Raw genomic sequence first — 18,002 nt, 5'->3', positions numbered from 1 at the left:
TTCCTTACTCACGATGCCGCGAAGGCCTCCTCGCCGGGAGCGGCAAGGAGGCCTTCGACGGGTGTTCTGGTGCAGGAGGAGGAGTGTGTCCTACTTGGCGTCGGCCTTGTCGGCGTCGGCCTTGTCAGCGTCGGCCTTGTCAGCGTCGGCCTTGTCAGCGCCCTCGGCGGGCTTGGCGTCCGCTGCGTCGTCCTCCTTGACCACGATCAGGCTGATCTTGCCGCGGTTGTCGATGTCGGCGATCTCGACGCGGAGCTTGTCGCCCACGTTGACCACGTCCTCGACCTTGGCGATCCGCTTGCCGTTGCCCAGCTTGGAGATGTGGACCAGGCCGTCCTTGCCCGGCAGCAGCGAGACGAACGCGCCGAACGCGGCCGTCTTCACCACGGTGCCGAGGAAGCGCTCGCCCACCTTCGGCAGCTGCGGGTTGGCGATGGCGTTGATCTTGCTGATCGCCGCCTCCGCCGACGGGCCGTCGGCCGCGCCCACGTAGATCGTGCCGTCGTCCTCGATGGAGATGTCGGCGCCGGTCTCCTCGGTGATCGAGTTGATCATTTTGCCCTTCGGGCCGATGACCTCGCCGATCTTGTCGACCGGGATCTTCACGGAGGTGACGCGCGGGGCGTACGGGCTCATCTCGTCCGGGCCGTCGATCGCCTCGGCGATGACCTCCAGGATGGTGAGGCGAGCGTCCTTCGCCTGCTTGAGTGCCGCCGCGAGGACCTCCGACGGGATGCCGTCGAGCTTCGTGTCGAGCTGCAACGCGGTGATGATGTCCTTGGTGCCGGCGACCTTGAAGTCCATGTCGCCCAGCGCGTCCTCCGCGCCGAGGATGTCGGTGAGCGCGACGTAGCGGGTCTCGCCGTCGACCTCGTCGGACACCAGGCCCATCGCGATGCCCGCGACCGGCGCCTTCAGCGGCACGCCCGCGTTGAACAGGCCCATGGTCGACGCGCAGACCGAGCCCATGGACGTGGATCCGTTGGAGCCCAGCGCCTCCGAGACCTGGCGGATCGCGTACGGGAACTCGTCGCGCTTCGGCAGCACCGGCACCAGGGCGCGCTCGGCGAGCATGCCGTGGCCGATCTCGCGCCGCTTCGGCGAGCCGACGCGGCCGGTCTCGCCGGTGGAGAACGGCGGGAAGTTGTAGTGGTGCAAGTACCGCTTCGTCGTCTCCGGCGACAGCGAGTCGATCTGCTGCTCCATGCGCAGCATGTTCAGCGTGGTGACGCCCAGGATCTGGGTCTCCCCGCGCTCGAACAGCGCCGAGCCGTGGGCCCGCGGGATCACGGCGACCTCGGCCGAGAGCGACCGGATGTCGGTGAGCCCGCGCCCGTCCATGCGGATCTTCTCGGTGAGCACGCGGGTGCGCATGATCTTCTTGGTCAGCGCCTTGAACGCGCCGCCGACCTCGCCGTCGCGGCCTTCGAAGGCCTCGCCCTCGCCCAGGCCCAGCTTCTCCAGCACCACGGCCTTGACCTCGTCGGTCGCCTTGTCGCGGTCCTGCTTGCCGGCGATGGTCAGCGCCTTCGCCAGGTCGTCGGCGGCGATGGCCGCGACGGCTTCGTAGATGTCCGGCTGGTAGGCCGGGTACAGCGGGAACTCACCGGTCGGCTTCGCGGCCTCGGCGGCCAGGCGCTGCTGCGCCTCGCACAGGACGCGGATGAACGGCTTGGCGGCCTCGAGGCCCTCGGCGACCGAGACCTCGTCGGGGGCCTTGGAGCCCGCGGCGATCAGGTCGAGCGTGTGCTCGGTGCCCTCGGCCTCGACCATCATGATCGCGACGTCATCGGCACCGTCGCCCACGATGCGCCCGGCGACGACCATGTTGAACGTCGCCTTCTCCAGCTGCGACCAGGTCGGGAACGCGACCCACTGGTCCTCGATCAGGGCGACGCGCACGCCGCCGACCGGGCCGGAGAACGGCAGGCCCGCGATCTGCGTGGAAGCCGACGCGGCGTTGATCGCCAGCACGTCGTACGGGTCGTCCGGGTTGAGGCTCTGGACGGTGATGACGACCTGGATCTCGTTGCGCAGGCCGTCGGCGAACGACGGGCGCAGCGGGCGGTCGATCAGGCGGGCGGTGAGGATCGCGTCGGTCGACGGGCGGCCCTCGCGGCGGAAGAACGCGCCGGGGATGCGGCCCACGGCGTACATCCGCTCCTCGACGTCCACGGTGAGCGGGAAGAAGTCGAAGTGCTCCTTCGGGTGCTTCGACGCCGTGGTGGCCGAGAGCAGCATGGTCTCTTCGTCGAGGTAGGCGACGACGGAGCCGGCGGCCTGCTTGGCCAGGCGACCGGTCTCGAAACGCACGGTGCGGGTGCCGAACCGGCCGTTGTCGATCACGGCTTCGGTCTCGTGCACGGTGACTCCGGTGGAGTCCGTCATAGGGTGTGTCTCCTCTTTTGTGCTTCGTACGGCGCGAGTCTCCCACCCTGGGACCCGGTTCGCCCGTGGACGCTCGAGGAGTGAGGCCGGTCTTCGATCGAAGCTCCCGGGACTTCGCGGTCTTCTCACCCGGGAACCACTACCGAGGACCGGCGGACGGATCCTCCAGCGCGCTCGCGCCGCGTGGTGCTCTTCTTTTGTGCTTCTGGCACCGAGGGGGAGCGACCGGTCGGTCACTCCCCCTCGGGTCACGCTATCGGCGCAGGCCGAGTCGCTGGATCAGCGACCGGTACCGCTCGATGTCCACCTTCATCACGTAGTTCAGCAGCCGGCGGCGACGGCCGACCAGCAGCAGGAGCCCGCGACGGGAGTGGTGGTCGTGCTTGTGAGCCTTGAGGTGCTCGGTGAGGCCGACGATCCGCTTGGTCAGCAGAGCGACCTGGGCCTCGGGGGATCCGGTGTCCGAGTCGTGCACGCCGTACTCGGCCAGGATCGACTTCTTCTCTTCGGTGGTCAGCGCCACTGGTGTTGCTCCTCGTGAATCAGTGCCGTGGGGCCCGGGCCGCGCTGCGCGGCCGGGTAGTCGGTCTCGGCCGCCACGGACTGCAGCCGGACCCGATCGTCGAGGTTACCAGCCGTGAGATCGGTGCCCTCAGGCGCGGTTCAGCGGGAACGTCCGCAGCACCCGGTAACGCGGGCCGGCGGTCGCGGCGGTCCCCATCAGGGCCACCTCGTCGGCCGGCCAGCTCCGGCTCGCGAACCCGGCCAGCCGCCGCGTCCACGCTTCGGCGGCGCGGCGCCGCTCGCGCGGGAACCGCCCCACCGTGAGGTGCGCCCGATACGGCCGCTCCTCGGCATCGGCGCCGGCGGCTTCGGCGAGCTGCGGCAACCCCTCACCCACCACGTCCAACCACAGCACGCCCGGGAAAGTTCCCGGACCGCCGAGCCGGACGTCGAGCGCGGGCCGCCCGGCGAGGGCGGACGCCAGGAAGGCGGCCCGGTCGTCCTCGTCGGCTTCGCCGTAATACGCCAGCGTGACGTGCCAGTCCTCCGGCAGTGACCACCGCAGCCCGGAACCGGGTTCGGGGTCCCCCAGCGCCGCGGCCACCTCGGCCACGACGTCGGCGGGCAGGCGCAGTGCCGTGAACAGCCGCATGGCCTACTGGCTCGCGCCGGCGCGGCGCAGCAGCTCGGCGAGCAGCGGGAAATCGTCGTCGAGGCGCTTGGCGGCCTCGATGAGGTCCTCGTCCTCGGCCACCTCGCGCAGCGCGGACAGCACGAGCCGCTCTTCGGAACCGACGGGGATGTTGTCGCGGCCCACAGTGGGGCGCGAGTCGCGCACCTCTTCCAGCGCCGCCTGCATCGCTTCGCGGTTGCCCGCCGCGACCTCGGGGACGAGGATCTTGCGTTCGAGCATGATCATGCGCGCCAGCACCACGGGGTTGCCGATCTTCGCGCGCCGGCCGCTCATCACCTGGCTGAGCATCGGCGAGCTGATCCCGAGGACCTCGGCGAGGTGCGCCTGCGAGATGTCGAAGGCCACGACGAGTCTGCGCACCCGGTCGCCCAGCGGTTCGCCGTACCACTCGCGCTGCAGCGCGATGTTCCGCTGGACGATCTTGTGGTCCTCCACCTGTTCCGCTCTCCTCGGTCCCCGCTTCGGCCGCTGCGGCCGCCCGTGAGCATCTTGCCACCGGACCCGCGCCGCACCGGTCCGAGCCGCCCGATCGGCCCGCGGCCGGAGCCCGTCCGGGGGAACGTCAGCTTTCGGCGATGAGCGCGGCGCGAGTGCGCGCCACGTCGTCGTCGATCCGCTTCACCAGCTCGTCGGGACGGCTGAACCGCTCCTGGTCACGCAGCCGCGTGACGAAGTCCAGCGCGACGTGCTGGCCGTAGAAGTCCTCGTCGACGTCGAGCACGAAGGCCTCGACGGTGCGCTCGCGGCCGGAGAACGTCGGGTTCGTGCCCACCGACACGGCCGCCCGCAGCCGCCGGCCCGGGTCGGTCAGGCGGGAGAACCACGCCGTGTAGACGCCGTCGGCGGGCACGGCGGCGAACCGGGGCGTCGACAGGTTCGCGGTCGGGTAGCCGAGGTCGTGGCCCCGGCCGTCGCCGCGCACGACGATGCCCTCCAGCCGGTGCGGGCGGCCCAGCGCGTCGGCGGCCGCCACCACGTCACCGGCGTCGATGCACGAGCGCACGTACGTGGAGGAGAAGGTGATGTCGTTGGCGCTGCGGTCGCCCTCGGCCAGCGACCGGCCCTGCAGCTCGGCGCCGTAGGCCACGAACCCGAAGCGGCTGCCGAGCTGGCGCAGCAGCTTCACGTCACCCGCCGCCTTGGCGCCGAAGGTGAAGTTGTCGCCCACGAGCACGGCCGCGGCGTGCAGCCGGTCCACGAGCACCTCGTGCACGAACTCGTGCGGCGTGAGGCGCGAGAGCTCGAGGGTGAAGGGCAGCACGGCGAACACGTCGACCCCGAGTTCCTCGACGAGCTCGGCCTTGCGCCGCAACGTGGTCAGCTGCGCCGGGTGGCTGCCGGGGCGCAGCACTTCGGACGGGTGCGGGTCGAACGTGAGCACCACACTCGGCACGCCGCGCTCGGCCGCCGCCCGCACCGTGCGGGAGATCAGCACCTGGTGCCCGCGGTGCACGCCGTCGAACACGCCGATGGTGACCACGCACCGTCCCCAGCCGCCCGGGAGGTCCCCGAGGCCACGCCACCGCTGCACTGTCGTCAACTCTCCCCGCGCCGGTCTCTCGCCCAACCGGCTCCCACCCTATGCGGGCAGCAGGACCACCACCGACCGGGCCACACCCTCGGCGTCGGCCGCCAGGGCGAGCACGCGGCCGTCGGGCGCGAAGAGGCCGTAGGTCCCCTCGATGCCCGCCGCCGGGATGGCGCGGCCGTGGCGCACGGCTTGCGCGGCGGCGGCGTCGACGTCGCGGCGCGGGAAGGCCGCGGCGACGGCGGCGTCGAGGTCCAGCGACAGCTCGGGCTGCTCCTCCAGCTGGTCGAGCGTGCGGGCCCGGGCGAGCGTGAACGGCCCCACCGTGGTGCGCCGCAGCGCGAGCAGGTGCCCGCCCACGCCGAGACCGGCGCCGAGGTCACGGGCCAGCGCGCGCACATACGTCCCCGAGGAACACTCGACCACGGCGTCGAGCTCGATCCGGTCGTCCTCGCGGCGCACGGCCAGCACGTCGAAGCGGTAGACGGTGACCGGCCGCGGCGGGAGCACCACGTCCTCCCCGGCGCGGACCCGCGCGTAGGCGCGCTTGCCGTCGATCTTCACGGCGCTGACCGCGCTCGGCACCTGCTGGATGTCGCCGGTGAGCGCGGTGACGCCGCCGGCGAGCTGCTCGTCGGTGATCTTCGCCAGAGCGGTGGGATCGGCGTCGGCGAGCACCTCGCCCTCGGCGTCGTCGGTCGTGGTCGAGCGGCCCAGCGACAGGGTCGCGAGGTAGGTCTTGCGGTCGAGCGCGAGGTGGCCGAGCAGCTTGGTCGCGCGTTCGATGCCGAGCACCAGCACGCCCGTGGCCATCGGATCGAGCGTGCCCGCGTGACCGACCTTGCGCGTGCCCATGATCCGGCGCGCCCTCGCGACGACGTCGTGCGACGTCATGCCGGCCGGTTTGTCGATGATCAGCAGACCGGGCGGCGGAGCGGGGCGGCGCGGTTCTTTCGGGCGAGACACGGGGCGAACCCTATCGAGACGTCCGGTTCCGACCGGCGGGCGCCCGTCAGGCCGCGACGGTCGCTTGTTCGGGCAGCACTTCACCATCCCAGCGCCGGCGAGTGAGCCGCACGGGCACGTCCTCGCCGCGCGCTTCTGCGGCGAACACGTGGGCGCGGGCGCGGCGCCACCACACGAGCATCCGCGACGTGCCCAGCGTGAGCACCACCACGACACTCAGCAGCGCCAGGCGAAAGTTCCCGCCCGTCCACTGCAGGAGGACACCAACCACGAGCGAGGTGAGCGTGGTCGCGACGAACCCGGCGACGTTCACCAAACCGGTCGCCGTGCCGACGCGTTCGATCGGGTTGTAGTCGCGGGCCAGGGCGAAACCGATCATCGACACCGGACCGCCGAGCGACAGCAGAGCGAACGCGGGCACGAGCACGCCGAGCGGGATGTGGCCGCTCCAGCCGAGCAGCACGCCCCACGTGACGGCGGCGGTGCCGAGGTAGCCGCCGACGATCGGCATCCGAAGCTCCGGGTGGCGGCTGATCACCGTGCCCAGCACCGGGCCGCCGGCCAGCGAGCCGAACACGAAGACCGTGAGCATCGCGCTCGCCGTCGCCGCCGGAACGCCCTGGCCCTGCACGAGGAACGGGACACCCCACAGCAGGGTGAGCACGTTGGGCGCGAACATCGTGCTGAAGTGCGTCCAGAACCCCAGCCGCGTGCCGGGCACGCGCCACGCGGCCCGGATCCGGCGCGCGAGCAGCGCCGGGTGGACGGGGACGCGCTCGGGTTCGGGGACGCCCAGCGGAGTGTCGCGCACGCGCAGCACCACTGGCACCGCGTACAGCAGCGTGAGGGCACCGACGGCCACGAAGGTGAGCGTCCACCCAGGTCCGTCGAGCAGCAGCGTCAGCGGCACGGTGGCGGCGAGGTTGCCGACGTAGCCGATGGCGGAGGTGAAGGACGCGATCAGCGCGTACTGACGCGCCGGGAAGTGGGCGGCGATCAGGCGCAGCACGCTGACGAACGTCAGCGCGTCGCCGAGGCCGAGCACGCCGCGCGCGAGGAGGCCGACGCCGTAGGTGCCGGCGACGCCCAGCAGCAGCTGGCCGGTGCCGAGGATCAGCACGGCGGCGGTCAGCACGCGGCGCGGGCCGTAACGGTCGACGAGGACGCCGGTGGGGATCTGCATGGCGGCGTAGACCCCGACCTGCAGCACGGTGAACGTACCGAGCGCCGCGGCGCCGACGCCGAAGCGGTCGGCGGCCGCCAGGCCCGCGACCCCGAACGAGGTGCGGTGGAACACGGCAAGCAGGTAGACGAAGACGGCGGTGAGCCAGATGAGCCAGGACCGGACAGGAGCGCGGCCGGCGGGCGACAACATTTCCTCCTGGAGGTAGCGATCGTCGGGGAAGACGACGACGCTGCCGCCTCGATCGTTGTATCGCCTCAGCAAGCCCGAAACATAGCCGTTACCTCGGTGGTGTTCACCACATCACCCGATCACCGCAACGTCACTCGACCGCTGATCCCCACCACGGTGTCGCCGCCGACCCACACGTCGCCGCCCGCACTGTGCACGTGAACGCGTCCCCGCCGGCCGAGCCGGGTGCCCTGCGCGGCCACGTACGCCTCGGGCGCGCGCCCGGTCCCGATGAGCCACTGCCCGATCGCCGCGTTGAGGCTGCCGGTGACCGGGTCCTCGGCGACGCCGGTGAACGCCCGGACCTCGAAGTCCGCGTCCCCGCCGGGCCCGACCAAGCCGACCTTGTACTCCCCCAGCGCGACGACGTCTCGCTCGACACCCAGCACGGCCTCGGCGTCCTTGAGCAGGAGCGCGACCCACCCGGGTCCGTTGTCGGCCCACTGCGCGTCGACGAGGTCCGCTCGGGTGAGGTGCAACGCCCGCAGGATCGCCTCGAGGTCCGCGTCGTCGACCGGGCCCTGGCGCCGCAGCGGCGGAGCCGCGAAGGCGAGCCGGCCCTCGCCGCGCCGGACCGGGACGAGGCCCACCCCGCACTCCTGCACGAGGTCCTCGCCCTTCGGCTCGCCGCCCGCCTCCAGCCACGCCCGCGCCGACCCGAGCGTCGGGTGTCCGGCGAACGGCAGCTCCCGCTCTACGGTGAAGATCCGCACCCGGTAGTCGGCGGCGGGATCGGCGGGCGGGAGCAGGAAGGTGGTCTCGCTGAGGTTGGTCCACCGCGCGAACGCGGCCATCCGCTCGTCGGACAGCCCTTCGGCGTCGTGGACCACGGCGAGGGCGTTGCCGCGGGTGAGCTCGTCGGTGAAGACGTCGATCTGGCTGAAGCGCATGGCCCCACCCTGGCACCGCGGCCCGGCAGGGGGCGAAGGGATTTCACCCGCCGCGGACGGCACCGACCACGGCCCAGTGGCCGGAGCGCCAGCGGATCAGCACGGCGGCCAAGCGGAAGACCATGAACAGCGACAGGCCCGTCCAGATCCCGAGCAGGCCCCAGCCGAAGGCGAGCGACAGCCAGACCAGCGGCAGGAACCCCAGGCCCGCGGACACCAGCGTGGCAGTGCGCAGGAAAGCGGCGTCGCCGGCGCCGAGGAGCACACCGTCGAGCGCGAAGACGACGCCCGCGATCGGCTGGAGGGCCACGAAGAACCACCAGGCGTGCGGGATCTCGGCGAGCACCCCCGGGTCGGAGGTGAACGCGTGGGGCAGCGTGCTCCACAGCGCGGCGAACAGCACGCACAGGAAGCACCCCAGTACCAATCCGTAGCCGGTGATCTGCGCCGCGACGCCACGGGCCTGGCGAGCCGCGCCCCCGCCCAGGGCGGCGCCGACGAGCGACTGCGCGGCGATCGCGACTGAGTCGAGCACGAGCGAGAGGAACGTCCACAGCTGCAGCACCACCTGGTGCGCGCCCACGGCCTCGGTCGAGGTCCGCGCCGCGACGGCGGCCGCCGACACGAAGCAGGCTTGGAAGGCGAGGCTGCGCAGCACGAGGTCACGGCCCAGGCCCAGCTGCGCGCGCATCACGCCGAAATCGGGCCGCAACCCGGCCCGTTCGCGCACCAGCGCCGCGAGGAACAGCGACGCCGAGATCACTTGGGCCACGACGTTGGCGATCGCCGAACCCTCCAGGCCGAGGCCCGCGACGTAGACCAGCAGCGGGCACAGGACCGCCGAGATGCCGTTGCCCGCCAGGACGTACCGCAGCGGCCGCGCTGCGTCCTGCACGCCGCGCATCCAGCCGTTGCCGGCCATGGTCACGAGGATCAGCGGCGCCCCGAACAGCGCGATCCGCAGCCACGACACGGCCGACGCCGCGATCTCGTCGCTGCCCGACAGCGCGCGGGCGATCGGCCCGGCCAGCAGCTGCCCCGCGACGAGCAGCACGACGCCCACCAGCACGGCGAGCCACGTGGCCTGGACCCCCTCGCGCACGGCGTCCTCCCGCCGGCCGGCTCCGTGGAGCCGCGCGGTGCGCGACGTGGTGCCGTAGGACAGGAACGTCAGCTGCGTCGAGATCTGCGACAGCACCACCCCGCCGAGCGCGAGCCCGGCCAGCGGCAACGCACCCAGGTGCCCGACCACCGCCGTGTCGACGAGCACGTACAGCGGCTCGGCGGCCAGCACCCCGAGCGCGGGCACGGCGAGCCCGAGCACGCGGCGGGCGGGAATCCGGTCGTCCGGCGTCAGCACGGCTTCTTCGGGCACCCCGGCAGCGTAACCACCGGCCCCGACAATTCAGGCGCCGACGACCACCGGCCCGCGGCTGCGGAGCGACGAGCGCCACCCGGCCGCCTGCGGGGCGCCGACCGGGCGAGCGTGCCGAAGCCGGCCGTCAGCTCCGGCCGCGCAAATGGCGCCCAGGTTCCACGACCGCGCAACCGGGCGGACTTCGTCCACAGTGGACACCCGGGCCGGGTCCACGGCCGAGTGAGCGGCCCGGGCCGTTACCGACTGTGCACACCCACGTTCTCCTGCGCCGCCGGCAGGAGGAGGAACGCGGCGCCGAGCACCTCTCGCCGGTGAAGTCCGGGAGAACCCGTCGTCGAGCCGGACGACGTCGGTCACGCGCCGCCCGCCAGCAACGGTGCCCGGCCCAGCGCGTCGCGCAAGCGCGCCAGCACCTCGTCCGCCGTGCCCTCCATCGTGCAACCCGCCGCCATCCGGTGGCCCCCGCCGCCGAACTCCGCGGCCGCGGCCGAGACGTCGACGCGGCCGGCGGAGCGCAACGACACCGTCCACACCGAACTGTGCGCCGCGGGGCCGAACTCCTTGAGCACGGCCGCGACGCCGGCCTCCCGCGTCGAGCGGACGACGTCGATCACCGACTCGACCTCTTCGCTGCGCACGGTCGCGGCGACGGTCAGGCGCACCACGGCGTGCACGAACCCGAATCCCTGGGCGGCCTCGGGCTCCAGCCGTGCTTCCGCCAGCACGGCCGAGAGCATCGGCAGCCACGCGAACGGGTGGTCGTCCACGATCCGGCGCGCCACCTCCGACGGGTTCACCCCCGCCGCGAGCAGGCGTGCGGCGATCAGGTGCGTCTCCGGCCGCGCGCGGCGGAACCCGCTGGTGTCCGTGACGATCCCGGCATACAGGCACCGCGCGGCGGGTTCGTCGAGCTCGACGCCCATCGCCTCGATGATCTGCGCGACGAGCACCGCGGTCGCCTCGGTGGCCTCGTCGACCACGTGGTGGGTGCCGTAGAACTCGTTCGTGGCGTGGTGGTCGACCACGAGCACCGACCCGCCGGCCGCGCGCGCAGCGGGCACGCGCCCGGCCAGCCGGCCCAGCCGGGACGGCGCCGGGGTGTCGAGCGCGATCAGCAGCTGCTCGGTCTCGGGCAGGTCCCCGGGTTTGGTCAGGAGCCCGTCGACGTCGAGCCAGGCCAGTGTTTCCGGGGCCTCGTCGGGCTCGCCGAAGGAGACCCGCACCCGGGCCCCGCGCCGGTGCAGCACGTGGCCGAGGGCCAGCGCGCTGCCCAGCGCGTCGGCGTCGGGGCGCACGTGCCCGAGCAGCGTCACGTCGGTGGCCTCGGCCAGCAGGGCCGCGGCGGCTTCGATGTCCTGCGCCAAAGTAGCTGTCACAGTGCGTCACGCTACGCTCTGCGGGATGCCTGAGTACGTGATTCTCGTTCACCCGTCCGCCAACCGGGTCTACGCCGCGTCCGCCCCTTCGCTGCTGCGCGCCGAGCTGGCGGTGTTCGGCGCGGCCGGGTCCGCCGGCGAGCTGTCGGCGGCCGAGGAGGTCGAGCTCGGCGGCGTCGGCTACGTCAAGTTCGCGAGCCCCGAGCCGCTGTCCGAAGCGGAAGTCGCGCTCCTGGCCAACCTGTCTTCGCTGTACGCGCTGTTCGAGCTCGGCGACGGCGTGTTGCGCCCGATCACCGTGCGGCCACTGGCGAAGACGGACTCCGACCTGCTCACGATCCAGAAGTACGCGGGCAAGACCAACGAGCAGTTCACCAAGCTGCTGCTCAACATCACGCTGCTGGCCACCGATGCGCCGGCCGCGTGGCTCGAGCGCCCGCTGCGGCTGCTCGACCCGCTGTGCGGCCGGGGTACCACGCTGAACCAGGCCGTGATGTACGGCTTCGACGCCACCGGCCTCGACGTGGACGGCAAGGACTTCGAGGCGTACGAGCAGTTCATCAAGACCTGGTTGCGCACCAAGCGCGTGAAGCACACGGCCGATTCGGGACAGCTGCGGCGCAACAAGCTCCGGCTCGGGCGGCGCCTCGACGTCGAGTACTCCTTCGACAAGGACGACTACAAGGCCGGCCGCACGCGCCGGCTCACGTACTTCAACGCCGACACCCTCACCACCGACGAACTCCTCAAGCCCGGGTCCGTCGACGTGATCGTCACCGACGCGCCCTACGGCGTGCAGCACGGCAGCCACCGCGAAGCGGGCCTGGCGCGCAGCCCGCGCGACCTGCTGGCGGCGGCCGTTCCCGTGTGGACCCGCGTGCTGCGGCCGGGTGGCGCGCTCGGGATCTCCTGGAACACCAACGTGCTCCCGCGTGAAGACCTCGTCGCGGTGCTCGCGCGGGCCGGCCTCGACGTGCGCGAGGGCGGCCCCTACGAGGAGTTCGCGCACCGCGTGGACCAGGCCATCGTGCGCGACCTGGTGGTGGCAGCAAAGCCGGCTTGAGCGTCCACTGTGGCCCGGGTCGCCACGGTGTCGCTTGCTCAGCGGTGTTTTGCTTCGGGGGGTCAGAGGCCGAGGAGCCTCCGCGCGTTGCCGGCGGCGATCTTCTCGTGCGCCTCCCGGTCGAGGTCCAGCGCGTCGAACCACCCGGCGGCCTCCCCCATGGACTCGAACGGGCAGTCGGCGGAGAACAGCACGCGGTCGGCACCGACCTCGTCGAGGGTGAACCGCAGCGCGGGCGTGGAGAAGTTGCCGCTCGTGGTCAGGTGGAAGTTCGAGCGCAGGTATTCGCGCAGCGGTTTGCGTGCCGGGATGCCGGCCGGCTTCACCTTCAGCCGGTGGTCCGTGCGCCAGATGTTGAACGGCACCAGCTCGCTCAGGTGCCCGAGGATCACCTGCACGCCCGGGTGTTCGTCGAACAGGCCACCGGCCATGAGCCGCAACGCGTGCGTGCCGGTCTCGACGGAGAAGCCCCACGCCGAGCCGTAGAGCCACGGGTGGCCCTCGAGCATCCGGCTGTCGCGTGGCAGCGAGCCACGCGGGGCGGGTACACCGGCACGCCGAGTTCCTCGACCACCGCCCAGAACGGCCGGTACTGCGGTTCGTCGAGATAGGCGCTGCGGTCACCGTCCACTTCGGAGAATCCGTTGACGAGCGCGCCCTTGAACCCCAGCTCCGTCACCGCCTGCGCAGCTCGGTCGCCGCGGCTTCCGGATCCTGCAACGGAAGTGCCGCAAACGCGGCGAACCGATCGGGGCGCAGCTCGACGTGGCGCGCGGCGACGTCGTTGGTGCGCCGCGCCCAGTCGAGCGCCTGCGCGCGCTGCGGCAGCCCCTGGATCCCGGGCGCCAGCAGGGAGAGCACGACCAGCTCAATGCCGGCTTCGTCCATCAGCCGCAGGCGCTCGCCCTGGACGTCGAGCGGCTGCCGCCGGTGTGGCGGCCGCGTGCGCTCGGTGAAGTGCTCGCGCGGCTGCTCCACGATGTCGGGGTCGCTCGTGCCGAAGTGCTTTTCGAGGGCGACCTTCCGGACCATCGGCTGTCTCCTCCCGGTTCGTGAATTCAACATGCTATGGACTTGGGTGATCTAATCTTTCCGGGTAACTGCATCCGAGGTCGACCACTTCGCCGACGCGTGCAACGCCCTCTACGCGGCGATGCGCACCAACCGCGCCCGCCTCGACGCCCAGGCCGCCTCCGCGTCCGCCCTCAGCGACTCCCAGGCCCAGCTCGTCACCCCCCTGGCCCGGCTCGGCGCCATGACCATCGGCGAACTGGCCACGGAAGCCCGAATGGCCCAGCCGACCGTGACGCGCTCGGTGAAGTCCCTCGAAACCGCCGGCCTGGTCCACCGCCCCCCACGCCCACGATGACCGCCGCGTCGTCGAGCCCTCACCGCCCGGGCCGGGCGCACTGGGACCGCGCGCGGGGCCGCCTGCGCGCCAACCAGCGCGCGGCGTGGGACCTGCTGCCGCAAGACCTGCGCCCCCAAGCGGTCCGGGTACTGCTGGCCTCGGCCGACGCGGTCACCGCGACCCGGCCGGCCGAGCAGGGCACAAATAACGCCGGCCCCGAACGCGTCTCGCGTTCAGGGCCGGCGGGCTGGTGGGCGGGGCAACCGCGGACGGCGCACCCACCGAGGTGGCGCGCCCGGCGCGGGTGGCGACGAACGGCGCGGCGCCACGGAGCAGCGCATCGGGTCGCGTTTGGTCTTGCCCCAGCCGGACGAGTTCAGCCTCGGGTCTCCTCTTCGGTCAGCTCGTCGTCGACAGCGTCCTCATCAGTGTCCTCGGCAGTGTCTTCGTCCGGGCGCGGGGCCTTGTACGGATCGGCTTCGCCGGCGTGCTGGGCGCCCGTCGCCTGGCGGGCGACCTCCGCGTCGGCCTCACGGGCCTTCGCGAGCAGCTCCTCGATGCGCCGGGCGTCGTCGGGGATGCTGTCGGCGACGAAGGTGAGGGTCGGGGTGTAGCGGACGCCGGTGCCCTGCCCGACCTTGGTGCGCAGGACTCCCCGCGCCGACTCGAGGGCCGCCGCGGCGCCCGCGAAGTCCGGCGCCGAGTCGAGGTTCTCGCCCAGCACCGTGTAGTACACCGTGGCGTCGTGCAGGTCCGCGGTGATCTTGGTATCGGTGATGGTCACCGAACCCAGCCGCGGGTCCTTGACGTCGTGCTCGATCGCCGACGCGACGATCTGAGAGATCCGCTTGGCGAGCTTGCGAGCCCGAGCAGGATCGGCCATGGGAACGTCCCCTTCTGAAATGTTCTCCGGTCTAATCGTCCGGTCCCAGTAGCCGGCGGTGCGCCGACAGCAGGGCGAACTCCGGTCGCGAGGCCACGAACCGCTCACAGGAGTCGAGCACGTCCCGGACGTGCTCGCCACCCGCGGCGACGACGGCCACCCCGATGAGGGCTCGCCGGTGGAGGTCGAGGTGACCGGCTTCGGCCACCGATACGGCGAAGCGCTTGCGCACCTCCGCCACCACCGGTTTGATCACGGACCGCTTCTGCTTCAACGAGTGCACGTCGTCGAGCAGGATGTCGAGCTCAAGAGCTCCGACGTACATAGTCTCCTTCAAGACTCGAACCACCTGCGAACAGCGTCCCGCCGAGGCGAAACGCGACCACCGCCGACCCCGGACGGCACATGCCGGGCGCACCCCCCGGGGAGGTCTGGGGCTTCGGCCCCCAGAAGACACCGTGACGGTGGGAGAGGGGCGAGCGCAGCCTGCGAGCACGCCCCTCTCCCATCAGCCGTCAGGCGCGGGGCTTCTCCCGCTGTTCGTAGGTCTCGATCACGTCGTCGACCTTGATGTCGCTGTACGAGCCCAGCGTCAGACCGCACTCGTACCCTTCACGGACCTCGACCACGTCGTCCTTGAACCGCCGCAGCGAGCTGATGGGCAGGTTCTCGGCCACGACGGTGCCGTCGCGGAGCAGGCGCGCCCTGGCGTTGCGCCGGATCACGCCGGACACGACCAGGCAACCGGCGATCGTGCCGATCTTGGAGGACTTGAAGACCTCGCGGACCTCGGCGCGGCCCAGCTCGACCTCTTCGTACTCCGGCTTGAGCATGCCCTTGAGAGCCTGCTCGATCTCTTCGATCGCCTGGTAGATGACCGTGTAGTACCGGACGTCGACGCCCTCGCGGGTGGCCCGCTCGGTCGCCTTGCCCTGGGCCCGGACGTTGAAGCCGAGCACGATCGCGTCGGACGCAGTCGCCAGGTCGATGTCCGATTCGGTCACGCCACCGACACCGCGGTGCACCACGTGCAGCTCGACGTCGTCACCGACGTCCAGCTGGAGCAGGGCCGCCTCGAGCGCTTCGACGGTACCCGAGTTGTCACCCTTGATGATCAGGTTGAGGCTGCTCGTCTCCTTCAAGGCGGAGTCGAGGTCCTCGAGGCTGACCCGCTTGCGGCGCGCGGCGTTGAGCGCGTTGCGCGTCCGGGCGGAGCGGCGCTCGGCGATCTGCCGGGCGACGCGGTCCTCGTCGACCACCAGGAACGTGTCGCCCGCGCCCGGCACCGAGGTGAACCCGATGACCTGGACGGGCCGCGAAGGCAGGGCCTCCGTGACGTCCTCGTTGTACTCGTCGACCATCCGGCGCACGCGGCCGTAGGCGTCACCCGCCACGACCGAGTCGCCGACGCGCAGCGTGCCGCGCTGGACCAGGACCGTGGCCACCGGGCCGCGGCCGCGGTCGAGGTGCGCCTCGATCGCGACACCCTGGGCCTCCATGTCCGGGTTGGCCCGGAGGTCCAGCGTGGCGTCGGCGGTCAGCAGGATCGCTTCCAGCAGGCCGTCGATGTTGATGTTCTCCCGCGCGGAGATGTCCACGAACATCGTCTCGCCGCCGTACTCCTCGGCGACCAGCCCGTACTCGGTGAGCTGCTGGCGGATCTTCTGCGGGTTCGCGCCTTCCTTGTCGATCTTGTTGACCGCGACCACGATCGGCGCCTTGGCGGCCTGGGCGTGGTTGATCGCCTCGACCGTCTGCGGCATGACCCCGTCGTCGGCGGCCACCACGATCACCGCGATGTCCGTCGAGTTCGCACCACGGGCACGCATGGCGGTGAACGCCTCGTGACCCGGGGTGTCGATGAAGGTGATCAGGCGCGGGTTGCCCTCGAGCTCCGTCTCGACCTGGTAGGCACCGATGTGCTGGGTGATGCCACCGGCCTCGCTCTCGCGGACCTTGGTCTTGCGGATCGTGTCGAGCAGTCGCGTCTTACCGTGGTCGACGTGACCCATGACGGTCACGACCGGCGGCCGGATCTGGAGGTCCTCCTCGTCACCGGCGTCTTCGCCGTAGGTGATGTCGAAGGTCTCCAGCAGCTCGCGGTCCTCCTCCTCGGGCGAGACGACCTGAACGTTGTAGTTCATCTCGCCGCCGAGCAGCTCGAGGATGTCGTCGGACACGGACTGCGTCGCCGTGACCATCTCGCCGAGGTGGAAGAGCACCTGCACCAGCGAAGCCGGGTTGGCGTCGATCTTCTCGGCGAAGTCGGTCAGCGAGGCACCGCGCGGCAGCCGGATCGTCTCGCCACTGCCCTTGGGCAGGCGGACGCCACCGACGCTGGGCGCCTGCATGTTGTCCATGTACTCCTGGCGCTTCTGCCGCTTCGACTTGCGGCCCTTGCGCGAGGGACCACCCGGACGCCCGAAGGCACCCGCGGTACCGCCACGGCCACCGGGGCCGCCACGACCACCGCCGCCACCGCGGAAGCCGCCGCCACCGCCGGCCGGGGCACCGCCACCGGGCCGGAAGCCGCCGCCACCGCCGCCGCCACCGGGGCCGCCACGGAAGCCACCGCCACCGCCGCCGCCACCGCGGAAGCCGCCGCCGCCCCCACCGGGACGGCCACCGCCGCCACCACCGGGACGACCGCCGCCACCGGGGCCGCCACGGGCACCGCCGCCCGGACCGGCCGGACGCGGGGTGCGGCCCGGCATCATGCCGGGGTTCGGGCGCGGGGGCATGTTGCCCGGGCTGGGCCGGTTGCCACCGGCGCCACCACCGGGCCGCGGCGCGGGCCGGTCACCGCCGCCACCGGCACCGCCGGGACGCGGCGGCCGGTTGTCGCCGCCCTGACCCGGGCCGGGGCGCGGGGCCGGCGGACGCGGGGTCGGAGCGCCGGAGCCGACGCCGAAGGGGTTGTTGCCGACACGCGGCGTGCGCGGGCCGGGCTTGGGACCGCCGGGCTTGGGGCCCTGCGGCTTCGGCGGCACGACCGAACCGGAGCCGGACGACGCGGCGTCCTGCTTCGGAGCGGGCTTCGGTGCCGCGGGCTCGGCCTTGGCCGCCGGAACCTGCTGCTGCGGCTGCTGCGGCGCCGGCCGGGGGCCGGGACGCGGGCCGGGACGGGCACCCGGGGTCGCCGGACGCGGTCCGTTGGACTGCGCAGCGGCAGGCGCGGGCCTGGCGGCCGGGGCCTGCTGCTGGTTGTGCTGCGGGGCGGCCGACGCGGGCTTGGGGGCCTGCGGGGCGCTCGGGGCAGCGTTCGAGTTGCCGGCGGGCGGCGTGGGCCGCGGGCCGGGGGTCGGGCCGGACTTCTTCCCGCCCTTGGCGGGGTACGCGTCACGCAGGCGGCGGGCGACGGGCGCCTCGACGGTGGATGACGCGGACTTCACGAACTCGCCCTGCTCCTTCAGCTTGGCGAGAACTTCCTTGCTGGTGATGCCGAGCTCCTTCGCGAGCTCGTGTACGCGGGCCTTGCCTGGCACAGCTCTCCTCATCTAGGGGAGGCCAGGCGGTGAAGAGACCCGCTGACCTCGTCCTTATCGTCGCGCGTTCATGGCTTCAGCT

Annotated in this window: 17 protein-coding genes; 2 read left to right on the top strand and 15 right to left on the bottom strand. The window is 72.2% G+C overall.

The features are described from left to right. Positions 1 to 90: 90 nt before the first annotated feature. From I6J71_RS13345 to I6J71_RS13300, 10 genes are all read right to left on the bottom strand, one after another. Positions 91 to 2,388 (bottom strand): polyribonucleotide nucleotidyltransferase, encoded by a 2,298-nt coding sequence (locus I6J71_RS13345; protein WP_204094997.1) that lies wholly within the window; start codon positions 2,386 to 2,388, stop codon positions 91 to 93. Between the two features lie 253 nt (positions 2,389 to 2,641). Next, a complete protein-coding gene (gene rpsO / locus I6J71_RS13340) occupies positions 2,642 to 2,911 on the bottom strand; it encodes a 30S ribosomal protein S15 (RefSeq protein ID WP_204094996.1) in 270 nt (89 codons plus the stop codon). A gap of 129 nt (positions 2,912 to 3,040) precedes the next feature. After that, positions 3,041 to 3,544, bottom strand: a complete 504-nt coding sequence (gene thpR / locus I6J71_RS13335) for an RNA 2',3'-cyclic phosphodiesterase (RefSeq protein WP_204094995.1) — start codon at positions 3,542 to 3,544, stop codon at positions 3,041 to 3,043. A 3-nt stretch (positions 3,545 to 3,547) separates the two neighbouring features. Beyond that, positions 3,548 to 4,021 carry a helix-turn-helix transcriptional regulator gene (locus I6J71_RS13330; protein ID WP_204094994.1) on the bottom strand — a complete coding sequence of 158 codons (474 nt, stop codon included), beginning with the start codon at positions 4,019 to 4,021 and terminating at the stop codon, positions 3,548 to 3,550. 127 nt (positions 4,022 to 4,148) lie between these two features. Next, positions 4,149 to 5,117 carry a bifunctional riboflavin kinase/FAD synthetase gene (locus I6J71_RS13325; RefSeq protein WP_204097032.1) on the bottom strand — a complete coding sequence of 323 codons (969 nt, stop codon included), beginning with the start codon at positions 5,115 to 5,117 and terminating at the stop codon, positions 4,149 to 4,151. A 48-nt stretch (positions 5,118 to 5,165) separates the two neighbouring features. Further along, positions 5,166 to 6,008 carry a tRNA pseudouridine(55) synthase TruB gene (truB, locus tag I6J71_RS13320; protein WP_370542208.1) on the bottom strand — a complete coding sequence of 281 codons (843 nt, stop codon included), beginning with the start codon at positions 6,006 to 6,008 and terminating at the stop codon, positions 5,166 to 5,168. 118 nt (positions 6,009 to 6,126) lie between these two features. Then, a complete protein-coding gene (locus tag I6J71_RS13315; RefSeq protein WP_204097031.1) occupies positions 6,127 to 7,455 on the bottom strand; it encodes a nitrate/nitrite transporter in 1,329 nt (442 codons plus the stop codon). A gap of 119 nt (positions 7,456 to 7,574) precedes the next feature. Next, the gene (locus tag I6J71_RS13310; protein ID WP_204094992.1) at positions 7,575 to 8,384 is read right to left on the bottom strand and encodes a PhzF family phenazine biosynthesis protein; all 810 of its coding nucleotides are present in this window, start codon (positions 8,382 to 8,384) and stop codon (positions 7,575 to 7,577) included. A gap of 43 nt (positions 8,385 to 8,427) precedes the next feature. Continuing rightward, on the bottom strand, positions 8,428 to 9,759 hold the full coding sequence (locus tag I6J71_RS13305) for an MATE family efflux transporter (RefSeq protein ID WP_239154778.1): 1,332 nt from the start codon (positions 9,757 to 9,759) through the stop codon (positions 8,428 to 8,430). Positions 9,760 to 10,115: 356 nt separating this feature from the next. After that, positions 10,116 to 11,138 carry a bifunctional oligoribonuclease/PAP phosphatase NrnA gene (locus I6J71_RS13300; protein WP_204094991.1) on the bottom strand — a complete coding sequence of 341 codons (1,023 nt, stop codon included), beginning with the start codon at positions 11,136 to 11,138 and terminating at the stop codon, positions 10,116 to 10,118. Positions 11,139 to 11,163: 25 nt separating this feature from the next. On the opposite strand from I6J71_RS13300, the gene I6J71_RS13295 reads away from it, so the two are divergent. Continuing rightward, the gene (locus I6J71_RS13295) at positions 11,164 to 12,201 is read left to right on the top strand and encodes a TRM11 family methyltransferase (protein WP_204094990.1); all 1,038 of its coding nucleotides are present in this window, start codon (positions 11,164 to 11,166) and stop codon (positions 12,199 to 12,201) included. Positions 12,202 to 12,263: 62 nt separating this feature from the next. Here I6J71_RS13295 and I6J71_RS13290 read toward each other — a convergent pair whose 3' ends face one another. Then, positions 12,264 to 12,710, bottom strand: a complete 447-nt coding sequence (locus I6J71_RS13290) for an amidohydrolase family protein (protein ID WP_204094989.1) — start codon at positions 12,708 to 12,710, stop codon at positions 12,264 to 12,266. Between the two features lie 166 nt (positions 12,711 to 12,876). After that, entirely contained in the window at positions 12,877 to 13,233 is a 357-nt protein-coding gene (locus I6J71_RS13285; protein ID WP_204094988.1) for an amidohydrolase family protein, read from the bottom strand. Between the two features lie 121 nt (positions 13,234 to 13,354). Here I6J71_RS13285 and I6J71_RS13280 point away from each other — a divergent pair, with 121 nt between their 5' ends. Further along, on the top strand, positions 13,355 to 13,570 hold the full coding sequence (locus I6J71_RS13280; RefSeq protein WP_204094987.1) for a MarR family transcriptional regulator: 216 nt from the start codon (positions 13,355 to 13,357) through the stop codon (positions 13,568 to 13,570). Between the two features lie 358 nt (positions 13,571 to 13,928). Here I6J71_RS13280 and rbfA read toward each other — a convergent pair whose 3' ends face one another. The 3 genes from rbfA to infB form a co-directional block, all read right to left on the bottom strand. Next, the gene (gene rbfA / locus I6J71_RS13275) at positions 13,929 to 14,435 is read right to left on the bottom strand and encodes a 30S ribosome-binding factor RbfA (protein WP_204094986.1); all 507 of its coding nucleotides are present in this window, start codon (positions 14,433 to 14,435) and stop codon (positions 13,929 to 13,931) included. Positions 14,436 to 14,466: 31 nt separating this feature from the next. Then, positions 14,467 to 14,760 (bottom strand): DUF503 domain-containing protein, encoded by a 294-nt coding sequence (locus tag I6J71_RS13270; RefSeq protein ID WP_204094985.1) that lies wholly within the window; start codon positions 14,758 to 14,760, stop codon positions 14,467 to 14,469. Positions 14,761 to 14,950: 190 nt separating this feature from the next. Beyond that, a complete protein-coding gene (gene infB / locus I6J71_RS13265; protein WP_204094984.1) occupies positions 14,951 to 17,920 on the bottom strand; it encodes a translation initiation factor IF-2 in 2,970 nt (989 codons plus the stop codon). Positions 17,921 to 18,002: the final 82 nt, after the last annotated feature.

The sequence above is a fragment of the Amycolatopsis sp. FDAARGOS 1241 genome (assembly GCF_016889705.1).
Lineage (GTDB): Bacteria > Actinomycetota > Actinomycetes > Mycobacteriales > Pseudonocardiaceae > Amycolatopsis.
The sequence above is the reverse complement of the archived record's forward strand: the minus strand, read 5'-3'. Positions and strand labels throughout refer to the sequence as shown.

What these genes read in the sequence shown, in the direction of transcription:
- I6J71_RS13345 (WP_204094997.1), bottom strand. Translation starts at nt 2,388, where the DNA reads ATGACGGACTCCACCGGAGTCACCGTGCACGAGACCGAAGCCGTGATC.
- thpR (WP_204094995.1), bottom strand. Translation starts at nt 3,544, where the DNA reads ATGCGGCTGTTCACGGCACTGCGCCTGCCCGCCGACGTCGTGGCCGAG.
- truB (WP_370542208.1), bottom strand. Translation starts at nt 6,008, where the DNA reads ATGACGTCGCACGACGTCGTCGCGAGGGCGCGCCGGATCATGGGCACG.
- I6J71_RS13315 (WP_204097031.1), bottom strand. Translation starts at nt 7,455, where the DNA reads ATGTTGTCGCCCGCCGGCCGCGCTCCTGTCCGGTCCTGGCTCATCTGG.
- I6J71_RS13310 (WP_204094992.1), bottom strand. Translation starts at nt 8,384, where the DNA reads ATGCGCTTCAGCCAGATCGACGTCTTCACCGACGAGCTCACCCGCGGC.
- I6J71_RS13295 (WP_204094990.1), top strand. Translation starts at nt 11,164, where the DNA reads ATGCCTGAGTACGTGATTCTCGTTCACCCGTCCGCCAACCGGGTCTAC.
- I6J71_RS13290 (WP_204094989.1), bottom strand. Translation starts at nt 12,710, where the DNA reads ATGCTCGAGGGCCACCCGTGGCTCTACGGCTCGGCGTGGGGCTTCTCC.
- I6J71_RS13285 (WP_204094988.1), bottom strand. Translation starts at nt 13,233, where the DNA reads ATGGTCCGGAAGGTCGCCCTCGAAAAGCACTTCGGCACGAGCGACCCC.
- I6J71_RS13280 (WP_204094987.1), top strand. Translation starts at nt 13,355, where the DNA reads ATGCGCACCAACCGCGCCCGCCTCGACGCCCAGGCCGCCTCCGCGTCC.
- rbfA (WP_204094986.1), bottom strand. Translation starts at nt 14,435, where the DNA reads ATGGCCGATCCTGCTCGGGCTCGCAAGCTCGCCAAGCGGATCTCTCAG.
- I6J71_RS13270 (WP_204094985.1), bottom strand. Translation starts at nt 14,760, where the DNA reads ATGTACGTCGGAGCTCTTGAGCTCGACATCCTGCTCGACGACGTGCAC.